This is a genomic window from Paraburkholderia sp. (assembly GCF_028283785.1).
Lineage (GTDB): Bacteria > Pseudomonadota > Gammaproteobacteria > Burkholderiales > Burkholderiaceae > Paraburkholderia.
The window spans coordinates 169,590-189,526 of the sequence record NZ_JAPWKB010000004.1 but is presented as its reverse complement, the minus strand read 5'-3'; the positions used below and the strand labels follow the sequence as shown (position 1 = coordinate 189,526).

Below are 19,937 nucleotides of genomic sequence, written 5' to 3'. Positions count from 1 at the left end.
CGACGCAAAACTTATGACGCGAAAGTGAAGAGTGGATGCGAATCGAGACTTGCTGTTACAGCGCTTTGCCAACCGGCTGGCAGTTTGGCTTGCACCATTTCTGCTTCACCTTTGCTGTCAAACGCTGCGAAAACGCTAGCACCTGATCCGGTCATCCGCGCCGGCGCAATGTTATCAAACCATCGCAGCACCTGCGCTACTTCCGCGTATTTTCTCACGACAACTGCTTGCATGTCATTGTGACCAAAACTGTCTGGCCACTTTTCGCTCAAGCTTTGCTGTGCAAGAAAGACCGTGATTGTGACTGGCTTCGTATCCCTTGTCAACAACTTTTCAGAAAAAATCTCTGCGGTTGGAACGTTGACTCGGGGCGTCACAACTAGGAAATAACGCGGCGGCAATTGTACAACGTCAAGTGCCTCTCCGACACCCTCCGCGAACGCATTTTTTCCAAAAATGAAAAATGGCACGTCGGCGCCGAGTTTTAACGCGAGGGTTTGCAGCTCTTCACGCGGCAGATCGAGCTTCCAAAGTCGGTTCAGCGCGAGCAGGGTCGTCGCGGCGTCGGAGCTTCCGCCGCCGAGGCCTGCGCCCATCGGCAGGCGCTTGTCGATGGCGATTTCGACGCCGGCGTCGGTGCCTGTATGCGCCTTCAGCAGCGTCGCCGCCCGGACCGTGAGGTCGGTGGCGGCGGGCACGCCGGGGATGTCGGTGTCGCGCGTGATCTGGCCGTCGTCGCGGCGCTTGAAGTGCAGCGTGTCACCCCAATCGAGCAACTGAAACACCGTTTGCAGCGCGTGATAACCGTCCGGACGACGCCCGGTGATGTGCAGGAAGAGGTTCAGTTTCGCGGGCGCGAGGCAGTCGCGCAGCGAATCGTTCGTTTCAATCATGATTCTGTGATGGTCAGGCGAGGGGCGGCCGCGTTACTGGTCCAGCACGAGCTTGATATCGAGCGGCGGCTCGGTGCGGCTCAGATCGACGCGCTTCGGCCCGGGCGCGGGTGCGTCGGCATAGGCGAGATAGTTGATCGTCCAGCCGTCCTGATCGATTTCCTTCAGACGGGTCGGATCTTGCGGGTCCTGCACAGTCTTCGCGCGCGACGTAGGCGCCGCCGACGGCTGCAACCAGTAGCGCAAACCTTCGACCGGCAACGCAAAACCCAGCGCGTTCTGCATCAGCGTGGACACGTTGTCGGCGGTCAGCGGCTGACGATTGGGCAATTCGAGCGTGGCCGAAGCCGGCGACGAGGTCACGATCGCGAGCGTCTGTCCGAGCGGATTGCGCAATTGCAGCGTGACGGTATCGCCCGTTTCCTGCCAGTCGAAGTTGCCATAGGCGTTACGTTGCTGACCGTTCTGATCGTTGTACTGGATCGCGAACCGGCCGTGATGCGAGCGATTCGTCTGCGTGGTCAACGACGTCGCTGCATTTGACGTGGACGGGCCTTGCGGCTTCACCGACGCGCAACCGGCCAGCACGAACAGCGACGCCGCAGCGAACGCACAGGTGGCGCGCGACGCGCCGCCTGCGCTCAGGGAAAAGAGACGAAGCATCAGAGGTCGTTCACCTGAAAACGTTGAAGCGTTTTGACGAGCGTGTCGTTGTCGGGTTCAAGCTTCTTCGCTTCGCGCCATGCCGCGCGCGCCTGATCCTGGTCGCCGCTCTTCCACAACACTTCGCCCAGATGCGCGCCGATTTCAGCGTTCGGTTGCAACTCGTACGCCTTGCGCAGTACCTTGATCGCGTCGTTGGTATCGCCGAGACGGTACTTGACCCAGCCCACGCTATCCATGATGAACGCGTCGTTCGGCGCGAGCGTCGATGCTTTCTCGACCAGCTTGTCGGCTTCCTGCAGGCGCTGGCCGCGATCGGCCAGCGAATAACCGAGCGCGTTGTACGCCTGCGGATTGTCGGGCTGCGTCTGGATCAGCTTGCGCAACTGCGATTCCATCACGTCGTAGTGGCCGTTTTTCTCCGCTGCCATCGCGTAGTCGTACGCGAGATCGGGATCTGTCGGGAAGTCGGACGTGGCTTGTGCGAGACGCGTTTCAGCTTCCGGAAAACGCTTCGCATCGAACAGGATCGCGGCGTCGGTCCGCGCGATCATCGCCTGATCGCGCGGATCGGGTGTCTGCAATGCAGCCAGCAGCTTGCGGGCGTCGTCGGGCTTGCCCTGCTTTTCGAGCAACTGCGCGCGCGTGATCTGCGCGGGCACGTATTGCTGGCTGGACGGCGAAATCTTGTTCAGCCAGTTGCTCGCGGCGACGTCGTTCTTCTGTTCCAGCGACAACTGCGCCAGATAGATGTACGCCTGACCGGCATCCGCGCCCGGCGTCGCTTCGGCTTTCTGCGCGTATTGCGTCAGATAGTTCTGCGCCTCGGGGAAATTCTTCTGCTGAATCTTGATCAGACCCAGCGCCATCAGCGGCGTCAGGTCGTTCGCGTTGTCCTTATGCATTACCTCGAACTGCTTTTGCGCGTCGTCGAGACGGTCGCTGGCGAGATACATCTGCGCCAGCGCAAGACGCGCATCGTGCGATTTCGGGTTCTGCTGAACGTATTTTTCGAGCGACGCGATGCCTTCCTTGCGCTCTTCCGGGCCCATCTGCGACAGCATCAACGCGGCCGGCAGATAGTCGGGCTTCAGCTTCAACGCCTGTTCGAGCGACTTGCGCGCGCCGGGTTGATCGTCGGCGGCGAGTTGCTGACGGGCCAGCGCGAGTTGCGCTTCCGGCCGGTTCAGGTCGTTCTTCACCAGATCCTGCAGCACGTGCAGTCCGCCGACGCGATTCGGTCCGCGCGACAGCAGCAATTGCAACGCGAGGATCGCGCTGCCGCGATTGTCGACCGGCACCTTGGCGAGTTCGCGAGCGAGGATCGGCGCGGCGTCGTCGGGCTTGCCGGACAGCACCAGCAGCGACGCGTCGAGCTGCGCAGCACGCTCCGACGTCGGTGCATACTGTTGCCACAGTTGTGCGGCGGTCAGCGCATCGGACGGGCTTTGCGCGGCCAGCGCGATTTCGGTCGCGCGTTGCGCCATGCGCGGATCGTGCGTGTCGCGAGCGAGCGCGAGATACGTTTGATACGCAGGCGCCGGTTGATCGCGTTGCAGTGCGACTTCCGCCGCGAGCACCTGAAACACGATCTGGCTGCTCAACGGAACCGCAGGCAGATTTTTTTCGTCGTCCGCACCTTGCGACCCGAGCGAGTCGGGAATCGAAACGTTGTCGTCCGAATCCGGCGAAGGATCTTGCGCATGGGCGGGCAATGCGGCCAGCGCCCAGACGGCAAGTACGGCGGCTCCGAGCAGACGGCGAGCGGAGACTGCGCGCGGCACGAGCGATACGCGCGACGCACGCTTGGAAAACTGCTTCACGAAGGACAAGTTCATGGATATCCGTTCAAGTTTCGGACGATTGTAACGCGCTCGCTACAATAAGCGCACAACCACCCACGCAAGTTGCAGACCAGTCAGACATGCCAGAGTTGCCAGAAGTTGAGGTTACCCGACGGGGAATCGAACCCTACGTCACCGGTCGCCGCGTCGAGCGCGTCGATGTTCGCACGCCCGCGCTGCGTTGGCCGATTCCCGCCGACCTTGCACAGACCTTGCGCGGCCATACGGTACGAAAGGTCGAGCGGCGCGGCAAATATCTGCTGTTCGAAATCGACGCAGGCTGGTTCATCGTTCATCTCGGCATGACCGGTACGCTTCGCGTATTGCGTCACATACCGCACCCGCCGTCCGCAGCAAAACACGACCACGTCGACTGGATCTTCGACGACTTCATTTTGCGCTATCGCGACCCGCGCCGCTTCGGAGCCGTACTGTGGCATCCGCGCGAAGCGGGCGACGTGTTCGATCATCCATTGCTTGCCAGACTCGGCGTCGAACCGTTTTCGCCCGCGTTTTCCGGCGCATTGATGCATCGTAAAACGCGCGGACGAAGTGTGTCGGTCAAACAGGCATTGCTGGCCGGCGATATCGTCGTGGGCGTGGGCAATATCTATGCATCCGAAAGTCTGTTCCGCGCCGGAATTCGTCCGAGCACTGCCGCCGGCAAGGTGTCGCTGGTGCGCTACGACCTGCTCGCCGACGCCGTTCGCGTGACGCTGGCCGCCGCGATCGAGAAGGGCGGCAGCACGTTGCGCGATTTTGTCGGCAGTAACGGCGAGAGCGGTTATTTCCAGCTCGACTATTTCGTCTATGATCGCGCGGGTCTGCCGTGCCGCGTGTGCGGAACCGCAATCAAACAGATCGTTCAGGGCCAGCGTTCCACTTATTACTGCCCGAGCTGTCAGCGCTAAACAAACAATGTCCTCACTGTCTTCGCCTTTGTCGTTGTCCGGTCCTTCCGGATTTTCCGCGCGTCTGATCACCTGGCAGCGCGAGCATGGCCGCCATGATCTACCGTGGCAAAACACGCGTGATGCGTACCGGATCTGGCTGTCGGAAATCATGCTGCAGCAGACGCAGGTGTCCACGGTGATTCCGTACTACGCGCGTTTTCTCGCGCGCTTCCCCGACGTCGACCGCGCTCGCCGCCGCGCCGCTCGACGACGTGATGGCGTTATGGGCCGGGCTCGGCTATTACTCGCGTGCGCGCAATTTGCATCGCTGCGCGCAGGCGGTCGTCGGGCAACACGGTGGCGCGTTTCCGGTGTCGGTCGAGGCGCTCGCGGAACTGCCGGGCATCGGACGTTCGACCGCAGCGGCAATCGCGTCGTTCGCGTTCGGTGCGCGCGCAACCATCCTCGACGGCAACGTGAAGCGCGTGCTCGCGCGGGCATACGGCGTCGAAGGTTTCCCGGGCGAAAAGCGTATCGAGAACGCAATGTGGACGCTCGCGGAGTCGCTATTGCCCACTGAGGCCAGCGACGACGACGTCAGCGCGTACACGCAGGGCTTGATGGATCTCGGCGCGACGCTTTGTATGCGCGGCAAGCCCGATTGCGTGCGCTGTCCGTTTGCCGTCGATTGCGTGGCGAACGTGACCAATCGTCAACGCGAACTGCCGACGCCGCGTCCGAAGAAGACCGTGCCGACGCGTCGAACGTGGATGCTGGTGTTGCGCGACGGCGATACGGTGATGCTCGAAAAGCGTCCGCCGTCGGGCATCTGGGGTGGTTTGTGGAGCTTGCCCGAAGCCGCCGACGAAGCCGCGCTGGCCGAGCGCGCGCTGGCGTTCGGCGGCGGCAGCGTCGTGTGGCCGCTGACGCCGATGACGCATGTGTTCACGCATTTCAAGCTGGATATCGAGCCGCGACTGGTCGAACGCAGCGACGGCGTCGACGCGCATCTGACGCTCGCGGACGCGGAGACGGTGTGGGTGCCGCTACGCAATCTCGACGCGTACGGTGTACCGGCGCCGGTGCGCAAACTGCTCGATGGATTGCACGGTTCGTTGCTGTGAACGCGCCGGCCGTCCGGCAGGACGGCCGCGTTTTCCACGCGTTGTGCTTTCAGTCAGTGCAGATGCAAAGCGGATTCACAGCAACTGATGCTGCTGCATGTAGTGATGAACGGCTTCGATCCGCGAGCCGGCGTCGGTCATTTCCATCAGCGTCTGGCGTGCTCGCAGCGCGATCGGCAGCACTTCCGAGAGCCGGTTCGACACCCACGCCGGATCGTCGAGCCTGAACGGTTCGGCGAACGGCAAACTGTCCGGATCGCGTTCCTGGATCGTCGCGATGATCCGTTCCAGCACTTCCGCGCACGCGCCGAATTGCGCGAGATGGTCGGGGCCTTCGAGCGGCTGGTCTGCGGGCAACATCTCGGCCATGCCCACCAGCAAACCGTCCGGTTCGGCACGATGCGACAGCAGACGGAAACGGCGCGTGCCGCGTGCGCGGATCAACAACATCCCGAATTCGTCGACATCGCATTGCTCAATGTCGGCAAGACAACCGATCGTCTCCGGCACCGACGGCTCGTCCGGATGCGCAACCTCGCCGCCGCTTTTCAGCATGCACACGCCGAACGGCGTTTTCTCGCGCAGACAGCCGCGCGCCATATCCAGATAGCGCGCTTCGAAGATTTTCAGCGGCAGCATGCCGTCGGGAAACAGCACGGTATGCAACGGAAACAGCGGCAAATCGGCAAGCACAGGATCAAGGGACATGGCGCAACGCTTCAGTTGAGGCCGCGCGGCGCGGCCGGTTAAGCCACTAACTTCGACGAGACGCCGGCGTCGACCGGCGCGTCACGATGCCGCACGATCACACTCGCCTTGCTCGCGAGACGTGCGGCGAGCGTCTCGGCGATGAATACCGACCGGTGCTGTCCGCCGGTACATCCGATGGCGACGGTCAGATAACTGCGATTGTCGTCGCGGAAATGCGGCAGCCACTTGACCAGAAACGCCTCGATGTCCGCGATCATGTCGCGCACCACCGGCAACGCTTCCAGAAAATCGATCACCGGTTTGTCGAGCCCGGTCAGCGGACGCAATTCCCGATCGTAATACGGGTTGGGCAGCGTGCGGACGTCGAATACGTAGTCGGCGTCGAGCGGCACGCCGCGCTTGAAACCGAACGATTCGAACATCAGCACGAGGCCGGTGTGTTCCTGTTCGATGAAGCGCTTGACCCACGCGCGCAGCACGTTCGAGCGCAGATTGCTGGTGTCGATCTGATGGCCGAACTCGACCAGGCCCGCGACCAGTTCACGCTCGCGGTCGATCGCTTCTTCGAGCGAGGTCAGCAAACCGACGTCGGCATCGTGCGATGCGGAGCCCGACAGCGGATGCCGGCGACGGGTTTCGGAGAAGCGTTGAATCAGCGATTGCGTGCTCGCGTTGAGGAACAGCACGCGCACATCGTGTTCGCGCGACAGGTCGCGGATCATCGCGGGCATTTCGTCGAGCGAGGCGCTCGAGCGCGCGTCGATGGCGACTGCGAGGCGGTCCTGGCCGTCGTCGGCGAGGTAGGTGGCGAGTTGCGGCAGGAAGCGCGGCGGCAGGTTGTCGACGCAGTAGTAGCCCGCGTCTTCCAGCGCGTTCAACGCAACGGATTTGCCGGAGCCGGAGATTCCGGTGATCAGGATAATGCGCATGGAGTCTTCAAGGGCGTACGTTTCATCATAGCATCCGGACTTGTCGCGCGCGGCCCGTTGCGGCCGCCAGGCCCGCGCCGCAAGGCTTGCGGCGCGTGGTGTGGTCACATCGGGCTTAAATCAGCTTGCCCGGAAACTGGCTGTCGGGATCTTGCATCGCAAGACGTTGACGGTCCATGAAATCGCGCAGCGTGTCGATGCCGCGCAATTGCAGGATGGTGTTGCGGACGGCCGCTTCGACCAGCACCGCGAGATTTCGGCCGGCGGCCACCTGAATCGTGACCTTGCTGATGGGCAGGCCGAGCACGTCGACGGTCTGGCTTTCGAGCGGCAGGCGCTGGAATTCGCCGTCCGGCCGACGCACCAGCTGAACGATCAGCTTGAGCTTCATTTTGCGGCGCACGGCTGTTTCACCGAAGATCGTCTTGATGTCGAGCAAGCCGAGGCCGCGCACTTCGAGCAGGTTTTGCAGCAGCGGCGGGCAGCGTCCTTCGACGAAATCCGGGCCGAGCCGGACGAAATCAACGGCGTCGTCGGCCACGAGGCCGTGGCCGCGGCTGATCAGTTCCAGCCCGAGTTCGCTCTTGCCGAGGCCGGAATCGCCGGTCAGCAGCACGCCCATCCCCAGAATGTCGAGAAATACGCCGTGCAACGTGGCGCGCGGCGCGAGGATGCGCGACATGTACAGACGCAGGCTGTCGATCACCGCGGCGGGCGACATGGGCGTGGTGAACAGCGGCGTGGACGAGCGGGTGCAGCGCAGCACCAGTTCCGGCGGGGCGGTGACGCCGCCGGCGACCACCAGGAATGGCGGCTCCAGCGCGATCAGTTCGGCCATGTGGCGCGAACGGTCGTCGTCGACCTGACGCTGGTAGTAGTCGATTTCGGCTTCGCCGAGCACCTGGATGCGGTTCGGGTGGATCAGGTTCAAGTGGCCGACGAGGTCGGCGCTCGACGTGGCGTACGCCACAGTTTCCGCCGAGAAGCCGCGCTCCCAGCCTTCATGCCCCGTCAGCCAGCTGAGTTTCAGCGTGGCGGCATTGTCGTCAAAAATGCTTTGGGCGTTGATGCTGGACGTATCCATGAGTCCGTGACTCCAGTGTGGGCCGCTATTCGCGCTGACGCTGACCGGCAACGCCGGCATTTTGTACGAACCGGACCGTTTTCATGCGCGCCGGTTTTGACACGTGACCACGCTCGCCGGGTGGCGGCGAGCGGCCATGTGTCAAGGTTGCCACTGAGTGAGCAGGCGATGCAACGCGTCCGGGTCCTGTTCGGTGTGCAGACGCTCGCGAGCGTCGCGATCCGACAGCAGCTGGGCGATTTCCGACAGAATTTCCAGATGTTGCTGGGTGGCCTGTTCGGGCACCAGCAGGAAAATCAGCAGCGACACCGGCTGACCGTCGGGTGCTTCGAACGCGATCGGCTCCGCCAGGCGGACAAACGCGGCGAGCGGCTGCTTCAAGCCTTTGATCCGGCCGTGCGGAATCGCGACGCCTTCACCGAGTCCCGTGGACCCGAGGCGCTCGCGCGCGAACAGATTGTCGGTGACGGTGCTACGCGCGATGCCGTTCTGGTTTTCGAAGATCAGGCCCGCTTGCTCGAACACGCGCTTCTTGCTAGTGACGGACAGTCCGACGACGACGTTTTCGAGGGGAAGAAATTTGGCTAGACGATTCATGTTGGCAGGCGGACACGAGGCCTGAGTATTTCTCGCTGTGGCGTATGAGTGATATTCCGTGCTCGCTGCTCACGGCGATGTGCGCGGAACCCAAAAACATGCAGGACTCCGGCTGATGCCCCGACAGACCCCGAGATAGACCCCGATAGGTAGGGTAGCCCCCCATCCTTGCGGATGAGGAGCCCCCTAGGAACTGTACGTGCGAGTTTCCCCGCATACAGCTCGAGCCTACTATCAAAGTTCCGCTTAATGCGGAACCGGCTTCACTACAGCAATATTACCAGTATGCACTTGCTGATGGCAGTGGGGGTGGAGCAGCACCCGGTTGGACAAAGCGTCGGTACCGCCATGCATCCGATACTCCAGATGGTGGTCGTGCCAGCCCGATTCATCCGTCAGTGCACAGCCACAATGCGCGCATAACCCGCTTTGTGACATGTACAGGGTCGCCCATTGCTTGCGGTAGCGCATTGAGACCCACATACGCTCCTGCCGCAACTGCTCGCCGTACTCTTCCCACAAAGGATCAAAGGGATTGAACTCTCCTTTGATTTTCTTGTGTCGCTTGATGACCGTACCGCTGAGGTGGTACAGCTCAAGCAGCCCCTTACTGCCATCGTCACGAACTACGGAAGCACCAAACACCCAGCTTCGTTCGCCGACAGTGTGAAAATACTTTTTCTTCACCCAGTCAGCGTTCTTTTGTGGATGTCGCCGCTTCGACCACCGCCAGAGCCTCTGGAAAACCAGGTGATCCATGCGGCTGTACGCCTGCTTGGCAGATACAGGGTGGTGATATTGCGCCCAACCCCGCAGCATCGGGTTCAGCAGGCGAATCAAGTTCTCCTGTCTTACCGTCTTCCTGCCACTGATTGTTTCCGCCACCTTGCGATAGAACGCTTGCGCGTTTTTCTTGCTCGGCTTGATGATGAGTTTTCCCGAGTATTTCCGGAAATTCCACCCTAGGAAATCGAAGCCTTGGTCAATGTGAGTGATCCGCGTTTTCTCCTCGGACAACTGCAGCCCTCTCTCCGAGAGAAATGCTTCCACCCAAGGCTTGACTTCCTGTTCCAGTATCTCTCGCGAGTCACCGGTTATCACGAAGTCATCCGCGTATCGCACCACGTGGACTTTTAGCTTCTTGGCTTTTTCTAAACCGAATTTGACACCGAGGTGCAAACCCAAGTCTCGTTCCAGCCCATTCAGTGTGACATTAGCAAGCGTTGGGGAGATGATTCCTCCCTGCGGCGTACCGGCCTCAGTCGCCTGTAGCTGACCGTTATAAATCAGGCCAGCTTTCAACCACTGTCGCAGGATTCCCCGGTCCATTGGGACGTGAGTTTCCAACCAGTCATGGTTGATGTGGTCAAAACATCCTCGGATATCCGCCTCCAGTAACCAATGGGCCGAAGCCTTCTTGGATACGCAGACACGGATCTGAGCCATAGCGTCAGCCGTCGAGCGGTTTAACCTGAACCCGTAAGAGTTCGGGTCGCTCGTCGATTCCGACACTGGCTCCAAGGCCAACAGATACAGAGCTTGCATCGCCCTGTCCCGCATGGTCGGAATGCCCAGAGGGCGCTCCTTCCCATTGGCCTTGGGGATAAAGACTCTCCGTAATGGCAGAGGCTTGTATCCGCGCCGCTTCAACCTGCCGACAGCTTCCCATCGGCTCTCAGGCGAATCCCATAATTCGCGATCGACTCCAGCCGTTCGCGCACCCTGGTTCTGCGTAACACGTCGTACCGCATACAGCTTTGCGGACAACGTGCGGGTCAACATCCGTTGCAGGGCTTTTACCCTGCGCCAGTCGCCTTCCCGCGTCGCCTTCGCAATTCGAATCTGCATCCCTCTCACGTTCCGTTCAACCCGACGCCAATCTACGGCGTGCCAGTTGTCCGGCGCGTGGGAAAGCGCAGATCCGGTCTTTCGACCAGATACTTTCATGCTGCTCTCCTACCTTGGATTAGATCCCCGGCAGAAGGCGCATCTCCCCCAGCGGGGAAGACACACCCCGCTGGGGAACGACAGAAACCTCAATATGAGTGCATGCACTCGTATCTCGGACAGAAACCACAATACGGGCGCATGCGCCCGCATCTAACCAAGTTACAGAGGGTAGTCAGCCGTCTTGCGACGGTAGACCAGACGGAAGTCTGCCCGCTTTCGCGTGGAGTAATGTCTCAACCCCTATCCGGACCATTACAGCCCGACCTTCGCTTTTTCCGTCCTCCCATACCTGCACAATCAACAGCGTCCCTTACGGTTCGCCTGCCAGCCAGACCGCGCTGGCAACCATACAGGCTTACCACGTTCCCGGCATATCACATGACTGACTTAGGTCCCGCCTCTTCCCCGGTGGCGCAACAGCGACGTACCCCGACAGTTAAACGAGGTAACTAGCCACATACCGTTTGGTTGATGCCACAGCAGCTTCGGCACCACAATGTTTACGGGGTTTATCAGCAGTTCACTTACATTAACCATCTCAGCCAGCCTAGCTCCTCAACCCCATTGCTGCTAGGAGTCTCCAAAATGCGACCTCGCGGCAGCATTTTGCCCGAAATATCCGGGGGCTACGTTGTCGGAGAAGCTTCACACCCCACCGTTACCAGTGGCGCATGTCCTCCTAGGCTACTGCTGGTCGCGCAGCAGGTTCACTACCTCACAATGAAACCGATGAGGCCGAACAATGACATACCGAGCTTTCGCTCGACCTTGCAGCAAACCGTTGCCCCAAGGCAGGGGAATTACATACTCCAATCCGCTTGATTAGCGGAGTTGAAGCCGCTAACCGGGCGGACCTGACGGTAATCAGGTTCATGCAATTACGTACCTCAGCGCGGGCGCTGTTGCACGTCTACGGCAGTGACTCTCTGATAGGTTGAGAGCCCGTTGCTACTAACAAGGGTGACCTCAAGGTGTCACCAAATGGGAGGGCTTGCGCCCGCCTAAAGTCGATGCGACGTGTCGCACTAACCGGAACATTATAGAACAGGGTAGGCACGGATGGTGCGGCGCGACAGGAACGGGTTGCACCTTGTGGCGCGCAATGAAAAACCGCCCGTATCCGGGCGGTTTAGCGGGGGAAAGGTAAGGCTTCCGGCCTTCCTTATTGCGGCGGCACTTCGATCTGCTGTGCCAGCGGCTGGTACTTGATCGCTTCGTGCTGATGGCCTTGCAGGCGATCCTTGTGACGCAGAACCTGTCGATCCAGCTTGTCGATCATCAGATCGATCGCGGCGTACAGGTCGCCGTCACAGCTTTCGACGAAAATGTCCTTTCCCTTCAGATGCAGGTTAATTTCAACCTTCTGCCTCTTTTCCTTTTCCTTGTGGTTGTCGACCGAGAGGACCACACTGCCGTCGATTACCTGATCGAAATGTCTTAGCACCCTATCCAGTTTGGTGATCACGTATTCGCGCAACGCTGGCGTTACTTCGAGATGGTGTCCACTGATCTTCAGATTCATAGTGCTTCTCCAAGCTGATGGCCGCCTGGTCCGCATGAATAGGGAAGTGCCGGTCGATCTGTCGGCTCGCCTGTGTCGTCCCCCGTGACTGACATCTGGCAGGTCGTATCGGCCGGCCTGTCCGCCAAACAGCGGCGCGGCCGGAAAATACCCGCCGCAGGAGGCGACGGGCTACAGAGACTTGCGCAGGTTGACTGCTGGGATCCTGAGCGCTTCGCGGTACTTCGCTACGGTGCGCCGTGCGACCACGAAACCCTGTTCTGCCAGCAACTCGGCTATGCGACTGTCTGAAAGAGGAGATTTCGGCTCTTCTGCTCCTATCAGTTGCTTGATGAGCGCGCGGATCGCCGTGGAAGACGCCGCACCGCCCGTGTCAGTCGAAACGTGCGATCCGAAGAAGTACTTAAATTCAAGCGTCCCGAACGGGGTGAGCATGTACTTACCGGTTGTCACACGCGAGACAGTTGACTCGTGTAAACCCAGCGTATCAGCTATTTCCCGCAAAACCAAGGGGCGCATGGCAATTTCGCCGTGCACGAAAAAGCTCTTCTGACGCTCGACAATAGCCTGCGCGACACGCAGGATCGTCTCGAATCTTTGCTGGATATTCTTGATCAGCCAGCGCGCTTCCTGAAGCTGCTGACGCAGCGAACCACTGCCCGGATCACCGCGGTTATTGCGCAGGATATTCGCGTACAGATGGTTGATTCGCAGCTTCGGCACTACCTCCGGATTCAGTTCCGCCTGCCATCCTTGTGCCGTCTTGCGCACCATGATGTCGGGCACCACGTAGTCCGCTTCGGCCTTGCCGTATGCGGCACCGGGAAACGGTTCGAGCGAGCGGATCAACATATGCGCATCGCGCATGTCGTCGTCGCTGGCCTTCAGGTGTTTCCGTAAACGTGTGAAATCTCGCGCGGCGAGAAGTTCCAGATGATGTGCGCAGATGTCGAGCGCAAGCGTGCGCGTGGGCGATGCATCGAGCCGCAAAAGTTGCAGCTTCAGGCATTCGGAAGCGGAACGCCCACCTACGCCAGCCGGATCGAAGCTATGCAGCAGCGCAAGCGCCGCATTGAGTTCGTCGAGATCGACTTCCAGCTCGTCCGGCAGGTCGGCCATCACTTCGTCGAGCGTGGCAGTCAGATAACCGTCGTCGTCGAGCGATTCGATCAGAAAAGTCACCAGCGCACGGTCCCGTTGACCGGCCTGCGTGACGCGGAGTTGCGCCATCAGGTGATCGCGCAGTGACGTGCTGGATTCGTGGATTTGCAGCGGCGGCAGGTCGTCGTCGTCGGACGCGTTGCCGGAGCGGCCGTATTCGTCGAGATTCCACTGACTGGCGTCGCCGTTGCTGTCGGATGCGAGGCCGTTGTATTCGTCGACGCCCTGCGGCTCGCCGTTTTCGGCGCGCTCGCTGGACGACGTGGACGACGATTGACCACCCATCTGATCCGGCGGTGCGGAGTTCGGCGCCTGAGTGATCAGCGAGCCATCTGCGGCGACGCGCAGCGGGCTGGTGATCCAGTCGTCCTCGTTCTCGAGCAGCGGGTTCTGCGACACCGCCATCGCGACTTCCTGCTGCAATTCCAGCGTGGAAAGCTGCAGCAGCCGGATGGACTGTTGCAGTTGAGGGGTCAGCGCAAGATGCTGCGACAGGCGGAGTTGGAGGCTGGCTTTCATGGCAGGTTGTGATTCATTGTAAAGAGTTTGCCACGAGCGCGATACCTTGCGACATTCGCAATTACACGCGTGCCCCGCGCGTGCGCCGCGAGGCCGTCCGGACGCGCTGTTGCGCGCCGCACGGGGCCAAACTCACTGTCAAGAATATTGAACGCGCCGCGTTGCCACGCGTGCGAAATGCGCGGGCGTGCAGTGCGGCATCGCACTCACGCCCGGCAGGTGAGACTACATGCGGAAATGCTCGCCCAGATAGACGCGCCGCACGTTTTCGTTTTCGATGATGTCGCTGGGGGCGCCGGCCGCAAGCACGCTGCCGTCGCTGATGATGTAGGCGTGGTCGCAGATGCCCAGCGTCTCGCGCACGTTGTGGTCCGTGATCAGCACGCCGATGTTGCGCTGCTTCAGGAACTTGACGATCTTCTGGATTTCCAGCACCGCGATCGGATCGACACCCGCGAATGGTTCGTCGAGCAGGATGAAGCTCGGATTAGTGGCCAGCGCGCGCGCGATTTCGACCCGCCGACGCTCGCCGCCCGACAGCGACAGCGCCGGATTTTCACGCAGATGGCCGATTTGCAGTTCGTCGAGCAGCGCTTCGGTGCGTGATGAAATGGCGTCTTTCGACAGGCGCTTGCCGTTGTCGCCGAGTTGCAGTTCGAGCACGGCGCGAATGTTCTGCTCGACGGTCAGCTTGCGAAACACCGACGCTTCCTGCGGCAGATACGACAGACCGAGCGATGCGCGCTTGTGAATGGGCAACAGGCCGATCGATTTGCCGTCGAGATCGATCTCGCCGGCATCGGTCGGTACCAGCCCGACGATCATGTAGAACGACGTGGTCTTACCCGCGCCGTTCGGGCCGAGCAAGCCGACCACTTCGCCGCTTTTCACGTCGAGCGACACGTCCTTGACGACCGTGCGCGAGCCGTAGCGTTTCTTCAGGTTGCGAACCACCAGCGAGCTGCTGGTGCCGGCCGGCTTGCGGGCGGGCAGGGTAGTCGGTGTGGTGCTCACTGGTTCGGCGCTCCCTTGATCGTGTTCGACGGCGCGAGCGTCGCGGATGCGCCGGTCAGCGGTGCTGCACCGCCGTTACGCGGCGCCAGCATGGCGCGCACGCGACCGCTCGGATTGCCCGGCGTAGCGACGTCCTTGCCGGCCTTCGCCGTGTAGAAATCTTTCTGACCGTCGTACGTGATCACGCTGCCGTGCACTTCGTCCATCACGGTGGACATCCCTTGCAGACGTCGCACGGTGGCGTTGGTGGTCAGCGTGGTCAGGTCCTGCTTGCCGTCGTAGTCGATGCGGATGGCCGTGCCTTCGATGTTTTCGTCGACGCCATCACGCTTTTGCCTGAAGTAAGACAGATTGCTGCCCGACGACGTGCCGGTCGCGTACTGATAGCCCTGCGGATCTTGCGTGACTTCGACGCGATCCGCCTTGATGACGATCGTGCCTTTGGTCGCGACCACGTGGCCGGTGAAAATGTTGACCTGTTTCAGATCGTCATAGGTCATGTTGTCCGCTTCGATATTCAGCGGCTTGTCCTTGTCGGCACGCTCGGCATGCGCGAGCGACGCGAAACCGGGCACAAAACCGGCGAGCGGCAACGCGACCAGCAGCGCGGCCATTGCGGCGCGGCATGCGGTGAGCGCGCTTGCGCGGCCGGTATCAAAACGGGGGAACGATTCGTTCATGCAGTCACGCCTGGAATGGATTACCCGGGTTGCTTGGGCGAGCTGCCGGACGCCTCGGACGCGGCGATGGCGCCTCGGACGTTGCCGAACAGTTGCATCACCCGGGTGACGTTGTTGTAGTTCATGCCGCTGGCCGTCATGACGGAGAAGCCGCGCTGAAGTTTAACCGGCTTTTCGGTCTCGATCACATCGTCGTTGACCAGCACGCGGAAATGCTCGGAATCGGCTTGCATCTGCGGATCGCCGTCGCCGGCGGCACGCAGGATACGGGCATTCTGATACAGATCCACGATCGACGCGTCGCCGTTCACCTTACCGGTGTCGCCGGTGGCGGTGACGATCGGCTTGCCGGGCTGGAATGCGCGCATTGCCGGTTTCACCAGATCGCTGTTTTCGTCGTCTTCGTAGTGAATCAGATGTTGCGCGGTCAGACGATATTGCGTCGCGCCGGACTGATCCAGCTCGGACACGGAGAAGTTGTCGGCGAAGTAGTCGGGCGTGTGTTCCTTCGGCTTCACCAGACCTTCGTTGGGCTTCGGCAAGGTGGCTTGCAGCAGCCACCACGTGATACCGGCGAGCGCGGCCATCGCGATCAGCGGAATCAGCGAAGTCAGGCGAAACTTGTTCATCGCGTCAGGCTCCGAGCGCGGCCTGAAGCAGCGCGTCGTAACGGTGTTGCGCGCGCAGCAGCGTGTCGCAGACTTCGCGAACCGCGCCGTTGCCGCCGCGTGCCTCGCTCACCCAATGGGCGCGCGCGATCACTTCCGGATGCGCGTTGGCAGGCGCCGCCGCGAATCCGGCCTTCGACATCACCGCGAGATCGGGCCAGTCGTCGCCCATATAGCCGCATTCGTCTGCTGAAATACCGGTTTCGGTCAGCAGTTGCGCGAACGCGGTGCGCTTGTCTTCGACGCCCTGATACAGATGCGTGATGCGCAATTCCTTTGCGCGCACCGCGACGATGCCGGATTTGCGGCCGGTGATGATCGCCGTTTCGATGCCGGCTTCGCGCAACAGCTTCACGCCGTGGCCGTCCATCGAGTTGAAGACTTTCATCGTGTCGCCTTCGGCCGTGAACAGCAGGCCGCCGTCGGTCAGCACGCCGTCGACGTCGAAAATCATCAGCTTGACGCGGGCTGCGCGTTCAGTGGCGGTAAGGGTCGCGGCCATCAGATCACCTTTTTCGAGAACAGGTCGTGCATGTTGAGTGCGCCGATCAGCTTGCCTGCTTCGTCGACGACCAGCATCTGATTGATGCGGTGGCGCTCCATCAGTTCCACTGCTTCGACAGCGAGCTGATCCGGACCGATGGTACGCGGACCCGCCGTCATCACCGACGAGATCGGCAAATCGCGGAAATCTCCCGCGCGTTCGAGCACGCGGCGCAAGTCGCCGTCGGTGAAGATTCCGGCCACGCGGCCTTCCGGATCGACGATCGCCGTCATGCCCATCCGCTTCGCGGTCAACTGGAACAGCGCGTCGCGCACGGTGGCGTCGGGTTCGACCTGCGGAATCTGGTCGCCGGTGCGCATCACGTCGCGCACGTAGGTCAGCAGGCGGCGGCCCAGCGCGCCGCCCGGATGCGAGCGCGCGAAGTCGTCCGGGCCGAAGCCGCGGGCGTCGAGCACCGCGACCGCGAGCGCGTCGCCGAGCGCGAGCGCGGCTGTCGTGCTGGCGGTCGGCGCGAGATTCATCGGGCAGGCTTCTTTCGCGACCCCCGAATTCAGATGCACGTCGGCGAGCTGCGCGAGACTCGATGTCGGGCGTCCGGTCATCGCGATCAGTTTTGCGCCGAGCCGCTTGATGAGCGGCAGGATCGACATCAGTTCTTCGGTTTCACCGGAATTCGACAACGCAATAAACACATCGTCGGCCGTTACCATGCCGAGATCGCCGTGACTGGCTTCCGCCGGATGCACGAAGAACGCGGGCGTGCCGGTGCTCGCGAGCGTTGCCGCCAGCTTGCGGGCCACGTGGCCGGATTTGCCGATGCCGGACACGACAACGCGCCCCTTGCAGCCAAGAATGAAGTCGATCGCGCCGACGAATGCATCGTCGAGCTGATCGCGAAGCGCGCGCACGGCGTCCGCTTCGATGTCGAGCACGTCCCGGGCAAGTGCGAGTGCCCGGTCGCCATTGATTTTCGCTATCATGCGCGGAGTATAGCAAAGGCGTTTGTTCGCCGCGCCGGCTCCGCTGGTCCCAGCCGCTGCCTTCACCGGCCCCTCAACCTTGTCGCACGGGCGTTTCGTGCGACGGTTCCGTTGACGAACGAGGACGCTTTCCAATGCTTTTTTGCCGATGATTTCCCCGCTCGAAATGACGCTGTTCCTGCTGCTGGCATCGGTGGCAGGGGTCGTCGTGTTCCGTTTTCTGAATCTTCCGCCGATGCTCGGTTATCTGACCGTCGGCATCATCGTCGGGCCGCATGCATTCGGGATCGTGCCGGATTCGGCCGGTGCGCAGAACCTCGCGGAATTCGGCGTCGTGTTCCTGATGTTCTCGATCGGGCTGGAATTTTCGCTTGCGAAGCTGCGCTCGATGCGTCGTCTCGTGTTCGGACTCGGTTTGTTGCAGGTGCTCGGCACGATCATCGTCGCGCTGATCCTCGGTTTTGCGCTGCAACGATGGGTGCATATCACGTGGCAGGCGTGTATCGCGCTGGGCGGCGCGCTGGCGATGTCATCGACGGCGATCGTCAGCAAGATGCTCGCGGAACGGCTCGAGATCGAGACCGAGCACGGCCGCAACATCTTCGGCGTGCTGCTGTTCCAGGATCTGGCGGTGGTGCCGCTGCTGATCGTCATCGCCGCGTTCGGCGGCAAATCCGAAGATCTGGTCGCCGCGCTCGGCATCGCGGCCGTCAAGATCGTGATTGCGCTGGCGTTGCTGCTGATCGTCGGACAGCGCTTCATGACGCGCTGGTTCAACGTGGTCGCGCGACGCCGCTCGCAGGAACTGTTCATCCTGAACCTGCTGCTGGTCACGCTCGGGGCGGCGTTCATCACGGATAAATTCGGCCTGTCGCTCGCGCTCGGCGCGTTTATCGCGGGCATGTTGATCGCCGAGACGCCGTACCGGCATCAGGTGGAAGAAGACATCAAGCCGTTTCGCGACGTGCTGCTCGGACTGTTTTTCGTGACCACCGGGATGCTGCTGAATCCGCGCGTGATCTGGGAGCATCCGCTGATCGTGCTCGCGTTCCTGATCGGCCCGATCGTGCTGAAAGCGGTGATGGTGACGGGTTTGTCGCGGCTGTTCGGCGCGTCGCCGGGCGTGGCGATGCGCACCGGTATTGGCTTGGCGCAAGCGGGCGAATTCGGTTTCGTGCTGCTGAACCTGATTCTCGACAAGCATCTGGTCGATGCCACGCTGCTTCAGGCGATCCTCGCCGCCATGCTGCTGTCGATGCTCGCCGCACCGTTCATGATCCAGAACGCCGACCGGATCGTACTGCGGCTGTCGTCGACGGAATGGATGATGCAATCGCTGCAGATGACGCGTATCGCCACGCAAAGCCTGAAGCAGAGCGGCCACGTGATCATCTGCGGGTACGGTCGTGCCGGTCAGAATCTGGCGCGGATGCTCGAACACGAAGGCCTGTCCTACGTCGCGCTCGATCTCGACCCCGACCGTGTGCAGGCGGCGGCAGCGGCCGGGGAGTCGGTGGTGTTCGGCGATGCCGGCCGGCGCGAGTCGTTGCTGGCGGCCGGTTTGCATCGCGCGGCGGCGGTCGCGATCACCTATGCGAACACGCCGTCGGCGTTGCGGGTGCTGCACAACATCCACGAGGAAGAGCCGACCTTGCCGGTGATCGTCCGTACCGTGGACGACGCCGACCTCGAAAAGCTGCTTGCGGCGGGCGCGACGGAAGTGATTCCGGAGATCGTCGAAGGCAGTCTGATGCTGGCGTCGCATACGCTGGTCGTGATGGGTGTGCCGATGCGGCGCGTGGTGCGGCGCGTCGAAGAACTGCGTGACGAGCGTTACAGCCTGCTGCGCGGCTACTTCCACGGCGCCGACGATGACGACGACGACGGCCACGAACAGGTGCGGCTACAATCGGTGCCGGTCGATCCCAGCTCGGACGCGGTGGGCCGTACGCTGGCCGAACTCGGCCTGTTCGACGTCGGCGTGGATGTGACGGCAATCCGGCGGCACGGCATTCGCGGCGTCGAACCCGATCCGTCCACCAAACTGCGCGCGAGCGACATCGTTGTGTTGCGCGGCTTGCCCGAAGCGCTCGCGCTGGCCGAAGAACGGCTGTCGAAGCACCGGCGCGCGGGCGCCGCGGCGGTCTGATCGACGCGCGGGCCGCCGGTCGGCCTTGCGCAATCGGGCCGCACCGTCTAC

Annotated in this window: 17 protein-coding genes and 1 pseudogene; 3 read left to right on the top strand and 15 right to left on the bottom strand. The window is 61.7% G+C overall.

Going from position 1 to position 19,937, the window contains the following annotated elements:
• Window positions 1-11 precede the first annotated feature (11 nt).
• Genes ispE through PW947_RS04025 form a run of 3 tightly spaced genes read right to left on the bottom strand, consistent with a single transcriptional unit; the run spans window position 12 to window position 3,394 of the window.
• Window positions 12-893, bottom strand: coding sequence for a 4-(cytidine 5'-diphospho)-2-C-methyl-D-erythritol kinase (gene ispE / locus PW947_RS04035; protein ID WP_299629779.1), 882 nt, complete (start codon window positions 891-893; stop codon window positions 12-14).
• Window positions 894-926: 33 nt separating this feature from the next.
• Window positions 927-1,556, bottom strand: coding sequence for a lipoprotein insertase outer membrane protein LolB (lolB, locus tag PW947_RS04030; RefSeq protein WP_299629778.1), 630 nt, complete (start codon window positions 1,554-1,556; stop codon window positions 927-929).
• The gene (locus PW947_RS04025) at window positions 1,556-3,394 is read right to left on the bottom strand and encodes a tetratricopeptide repeat protein (RefSeq protein ID WP_299629777.1); all 1,839 of its coding nucleotides are present in this window, start codon (window positions 3,392-3,394) and stop codon (window positions 1,556-1,558) included. Before PW947_RS04025 ends, lolB begins: the two co-directional genes overlap by 1 nt.
• 86 nt (window positions 3,395-3,480) lie before the next feature.
• On the opposite strand from PW947_RS04025, the gene mutM reads away from it, so the two are divergent.
• The gene (gene mutM, locus PW947_RS04020) at window positions 3,481-4,311 is read left to right on the top strand and encodes a bifunctional DNA-formamidopyrimidine glycosylase/DNA-(apurinic or apyrimidinic site) lyase (RefSeq protein ID WP_299629776.1); all 831 of its coding nucleotides are present in this window, start codon (window positions 3,481-3,483) and stop codon (window positions 4,309-4,311) included.
• A gap of 7 nt (window positions 4,312-4,318) precedes the next feature.
• A pseudogene (gene mutY, locus PW947_RS04015) lies at window positions 4,319-5,417 on the top strand (A/G-specific adenine glycosylase).
• A 75-nt stretch (window positions 5,418-5,492) separates the two neighbouring features.
• Here mutY and PW947_RS04010 read toward each other — a convergent pair.
• The 12 genes from PW947_RS04010 to kdsD all read right to left on the bottom strand — a co-directional run bounded on the left by PW947_RS04010 (window position 5,493) and on the right by kdsD (window position 17,737).
• On the bottom strand, window positions 5,493-6,125 hold the full coding sequence (locus PW947_RS04010; RefSeq protein ID WP_299629775.1) for an LON peptidase substrate-binding domain-containing protein: 633 nt from the start codon (window positions 6,123-6,125) through the stop codon (window positions 5,493-5,495).
• Between the two features lie 38 nt (window positions 6,126-6,163).
• Window positions 6,164-7,057 carry an RNase adapter RapZ gene (rapZ, locus tag PW947_RS04005; RefSeq protein ID WP_299629774.1) on the bottom strand — a complete coding sequence of 298 codons (894 nt, stop codon included), beginning with the start codon at window positions 7,055-7,057 and terminating at the stop codon, window positions 6,164-6,166.
• Window positions 7,058-7,172: 115 nt separating this feature from the next.
• The gene (gene hprK / locus PW947_RS04000) at window positions 7,173-8,141 is read right to left on the bottom strand and encodes an HPr(Ser) kinase/phosphatase (RefSeq protein ID WP_299629773.1); all 969 of its coding nucleotides are present in this window, start codon (window positions 8,139-8,141) and stop codon (window positions 7,173-7,175) included.
• A gap of 141 nt (window positions 8,142-8,282) precedes the next feature.
• On the bottom strand, window positions 8,283-8,738 hold the full coding sequence (gene ptsN, locus PW947_RS03995) for a PTS IIA-like nitrogen regulatory protein PtsN (protein ID WP_299629772.1): 456 nt from the start codon (window positions 8,736-8,738) through the stop codon (window positions 8,283-8,285).
• 246 nt (window positions 8,739-8,984) lie between these two features.
• Window positions 8,985-10,685, bottom strand: a complete 1,701-nt coding sequence (ltrA, locus tag PW947_RS03990) for a group II intron reverse transcriptase/maturase (RefSeq protein WP_299629771.1) — start codon at window positions 10,683-10,685, stop codon at window positions 8,985-8,987.
• A gap of 1,165 nt (window positions 10,686-11,850) precedes the next feature.
• On the bottom strand, window positions 11,851-12,210 hold the full coding sequence (gene raiA, locus PW947_RS03985; protein WP_299629770.1) for a ribosome-associated translation inhibitor RaiA: 360 nt from the start codon (window positions 12,208-12,210) through the stop codon (window positions 11,851-11,853).
• A gap of 171 nt (window positions 12,211-12,381) precedes the next feature.
• Window positions 12,382-13,890 carry an RNA polymerase factor sigma-54 gene (locus PW947_RS03980; RefSeq protein ID WP_299629769.1) on the bottom strand — a complete coding sequence of 503 codons (1,509 nt, stop codon included), beginning with the start codon at window positions 13,888-13,890 and terminating at the stop codon, window positions 12,382-12,384.
• 225 nt (window positions 13,891-14,115) lie between these two features.
• On the bottom strand, window positions 14,116-14,904 hold the full coding sequence (gene lptB / locus PW947_RS03975; RefSeq protein ID WP_299629768.1) for an LPS export ABC transporter ATP-binding protein: 789 nt from the start codon (window positions 14,902-14,904) through the stop codon (window positions 14,116-14,118).
• Window positions 14,901-15,584, bottom strand: a complete 684-nt coding sequence (lptA, locus tag PW947_RS03970) for a lipopolysaccharide transport periplasmic protein LptA (RefSeq protein WP_299629767.1) — start codon at window positions 15,582-15,584, stop codon at window positions 14,901-14,903. Before lptA ends, lptB begins: the two co-directional genes overlap by 4 nt.
• Window positions 15,585-15,604: 20 nt before the next feature.
• Entirely contained in the window at window positions 15,605-16,213 is a 609-nt protein-coding gene (lptC, locus tag PW947_RS03965) for an LPS export ABC transporter periplasmic protein LptC (protein WP_299629765.1), read from the bottom strand.
• A 4-nt stretch (window positions 16,214-16,217) separates the two neighbouring features.
• Window positions 16,218-16,754 carry an HAD hydrolase family protein gene (locus tag PW947_RS03960; RefSeq protein WP_299629764.1) on the bottom strand — a complete coding sequence of 179 codons (537 nt, stop codon included), beginning with the start codon at window positions 16,752-16,754 and terminating at the stop codon, window positions 16,218-16,220.
• Window positions 16,754-17,737, bottom strand: a complete 984-nt coding sequence (gene kdsD / locus PW947_RS03955; protein ID WP_299629763.1) for an arabinose 5-phosphate isomerase KdsD — start codon at window positions 17,735-17,737, stop codon at window positions 16,754-16,756. The genes PW947_RS03960 and kdsD overlap by 1 nt, the downstream gene beginning before the upstream one ends.
• Window positions 17,738-17,885: 148 nt before the next feature.
• Here kdsD and PW947_RS03950 point away from each other — a divergent pair, with 148 nt between their 5' ends.
• Window positions 17,886-19,886 carry a monovalent cation:proton antiporter family protein gene (locus PW947_RS03950; protein ID WP_299629762.1) on the top strand — a complete coding sequence of 667 codons (2,001 nt, stop codon included), beginning with the start codon at window positions 17,886-17,888 and terminating at the stop codon, window positions 19,884-19,886.
• Window positions 19,887-19,937: the final 51 nt, after the last annotated feature.

What these genes read in the sequence shown, in the direction of transcription:
- ispE (WP_299629779.1), bottom strand. Translation starts at nt 893, where the DNA reads ATGATTGAAACGAACGATTCGCTGCGCGACTGCCTCGCGCCCGCGAAA.
- lolB (WP_299629778.1), bottom strand. Translation starts at nt 1,556, where the DNA reads ATGCTTCGTCTCTTTTCCCTGAGCGCAGGCGGCGCGTCGCGCGCCACC.
- PW947_RS04025 (WP_299629777.1), bottom strand. Translation starts at nt 3,394, where the DNA reads ATGAACTTGTCCTTCGTGAAGCAGTTTTCCAAGCGTGCGTCGCGCGTA.
- mutM (WP_299629776.1), top strand. Translation starts at nt 3,481, where the DNA reads ATGCCAGAGTTGCCAGAAGTTGAGGTTACCCGACGGGGAATCGAACCC.
- PW947_RS04010 (WP_299629775.1), bottom strand. Translation starts at nt 6,125, where the DNA reads ATGTCCCTTGATCCTGTGCTTGCCGATTTGCCGCTGTTTCCGTTGCAT.
- rapZ (WP_299629774.1), bottom strand. Translation starts at nt 7,057, where the DNA reads ATGCGCATTATCCTGATCACCGGAATCTCCGGCTCCGGCAAATCCGTT.
- hprK (WP_299629773.1), bottom strand. Translation starts at nt 8,141, where the DNA reads ATGGATACGTCCAGCATCAACGCCCAAAGCATTTTTGACGACAATGCC.
- ptsN (WP_299629772.1), bottom strand. Translation starts at nt 8,738, where the DNA reads ATGAATCGTCTAGCCAAATTTCTTCCCCTCGAAAACGTCGTCGTCGGA.
- ltrA (WP_299629771.1), bottom strand. Translation starts at nt 10,685, where the DNA reads ATGAAAGTATCTGGTCGAAAGACCGGATCTGCGCTTTCCCACGCGCCG.
- raiA (WP_299629770.1), bottom strand. Translation starts at nt 12,210, where the DNA reads ATGAATCTGAAGATCAGTGGACACCATCTCGAAGTAACGCCAGCGTTG.
- PW947_RS03980 (WP_299629769.1), bottom strand. Translation starts at nt 13,890, where the DNA reads ATGAAAGCCAGCCTCCAACTCCGCCTGTCGCAGCATCTTGCGCTGACC.
- lptA (WP_299629767.1), bottom strand. Translation starts at nt 15,584, where the DNA reads ATGAACGAATCGTTCCCCCGTTTTGATACCGGCCGCGCAAGCGCGCTC.
- lptC (WP_299629765.1), bottom strand. Translation starts at nt 16,213, where the DNA reads ATGAACAAGTTTCGCCTGACTTCGCTGATTCCGCTGATCGCGATGGCC.
- PW947_RS03960 (WP_299629764.1), bottom strand. Translation starts at nt 16,754, where the DNA reads ATGGCCGCGACCCTTACCGCCACTGAACGCGCAGCCCGCGTCAAGCTG.
- kdsD (WP_299629763.1), bottom strand. Translation starts at nt 17,737, where the DNA reads ATGATAGCGAAAATCAATGGCGACCGGGCACTCGCACTTGCCCGGGAC.
- PW947_RS03950 (WP_299629762.1), top strand. Translation starts at nt 17,886, where the DNA reads ATGATTTCCCCGCTCGAAATGACGCTGTTCCTGCTGCTGGCATCGGTG.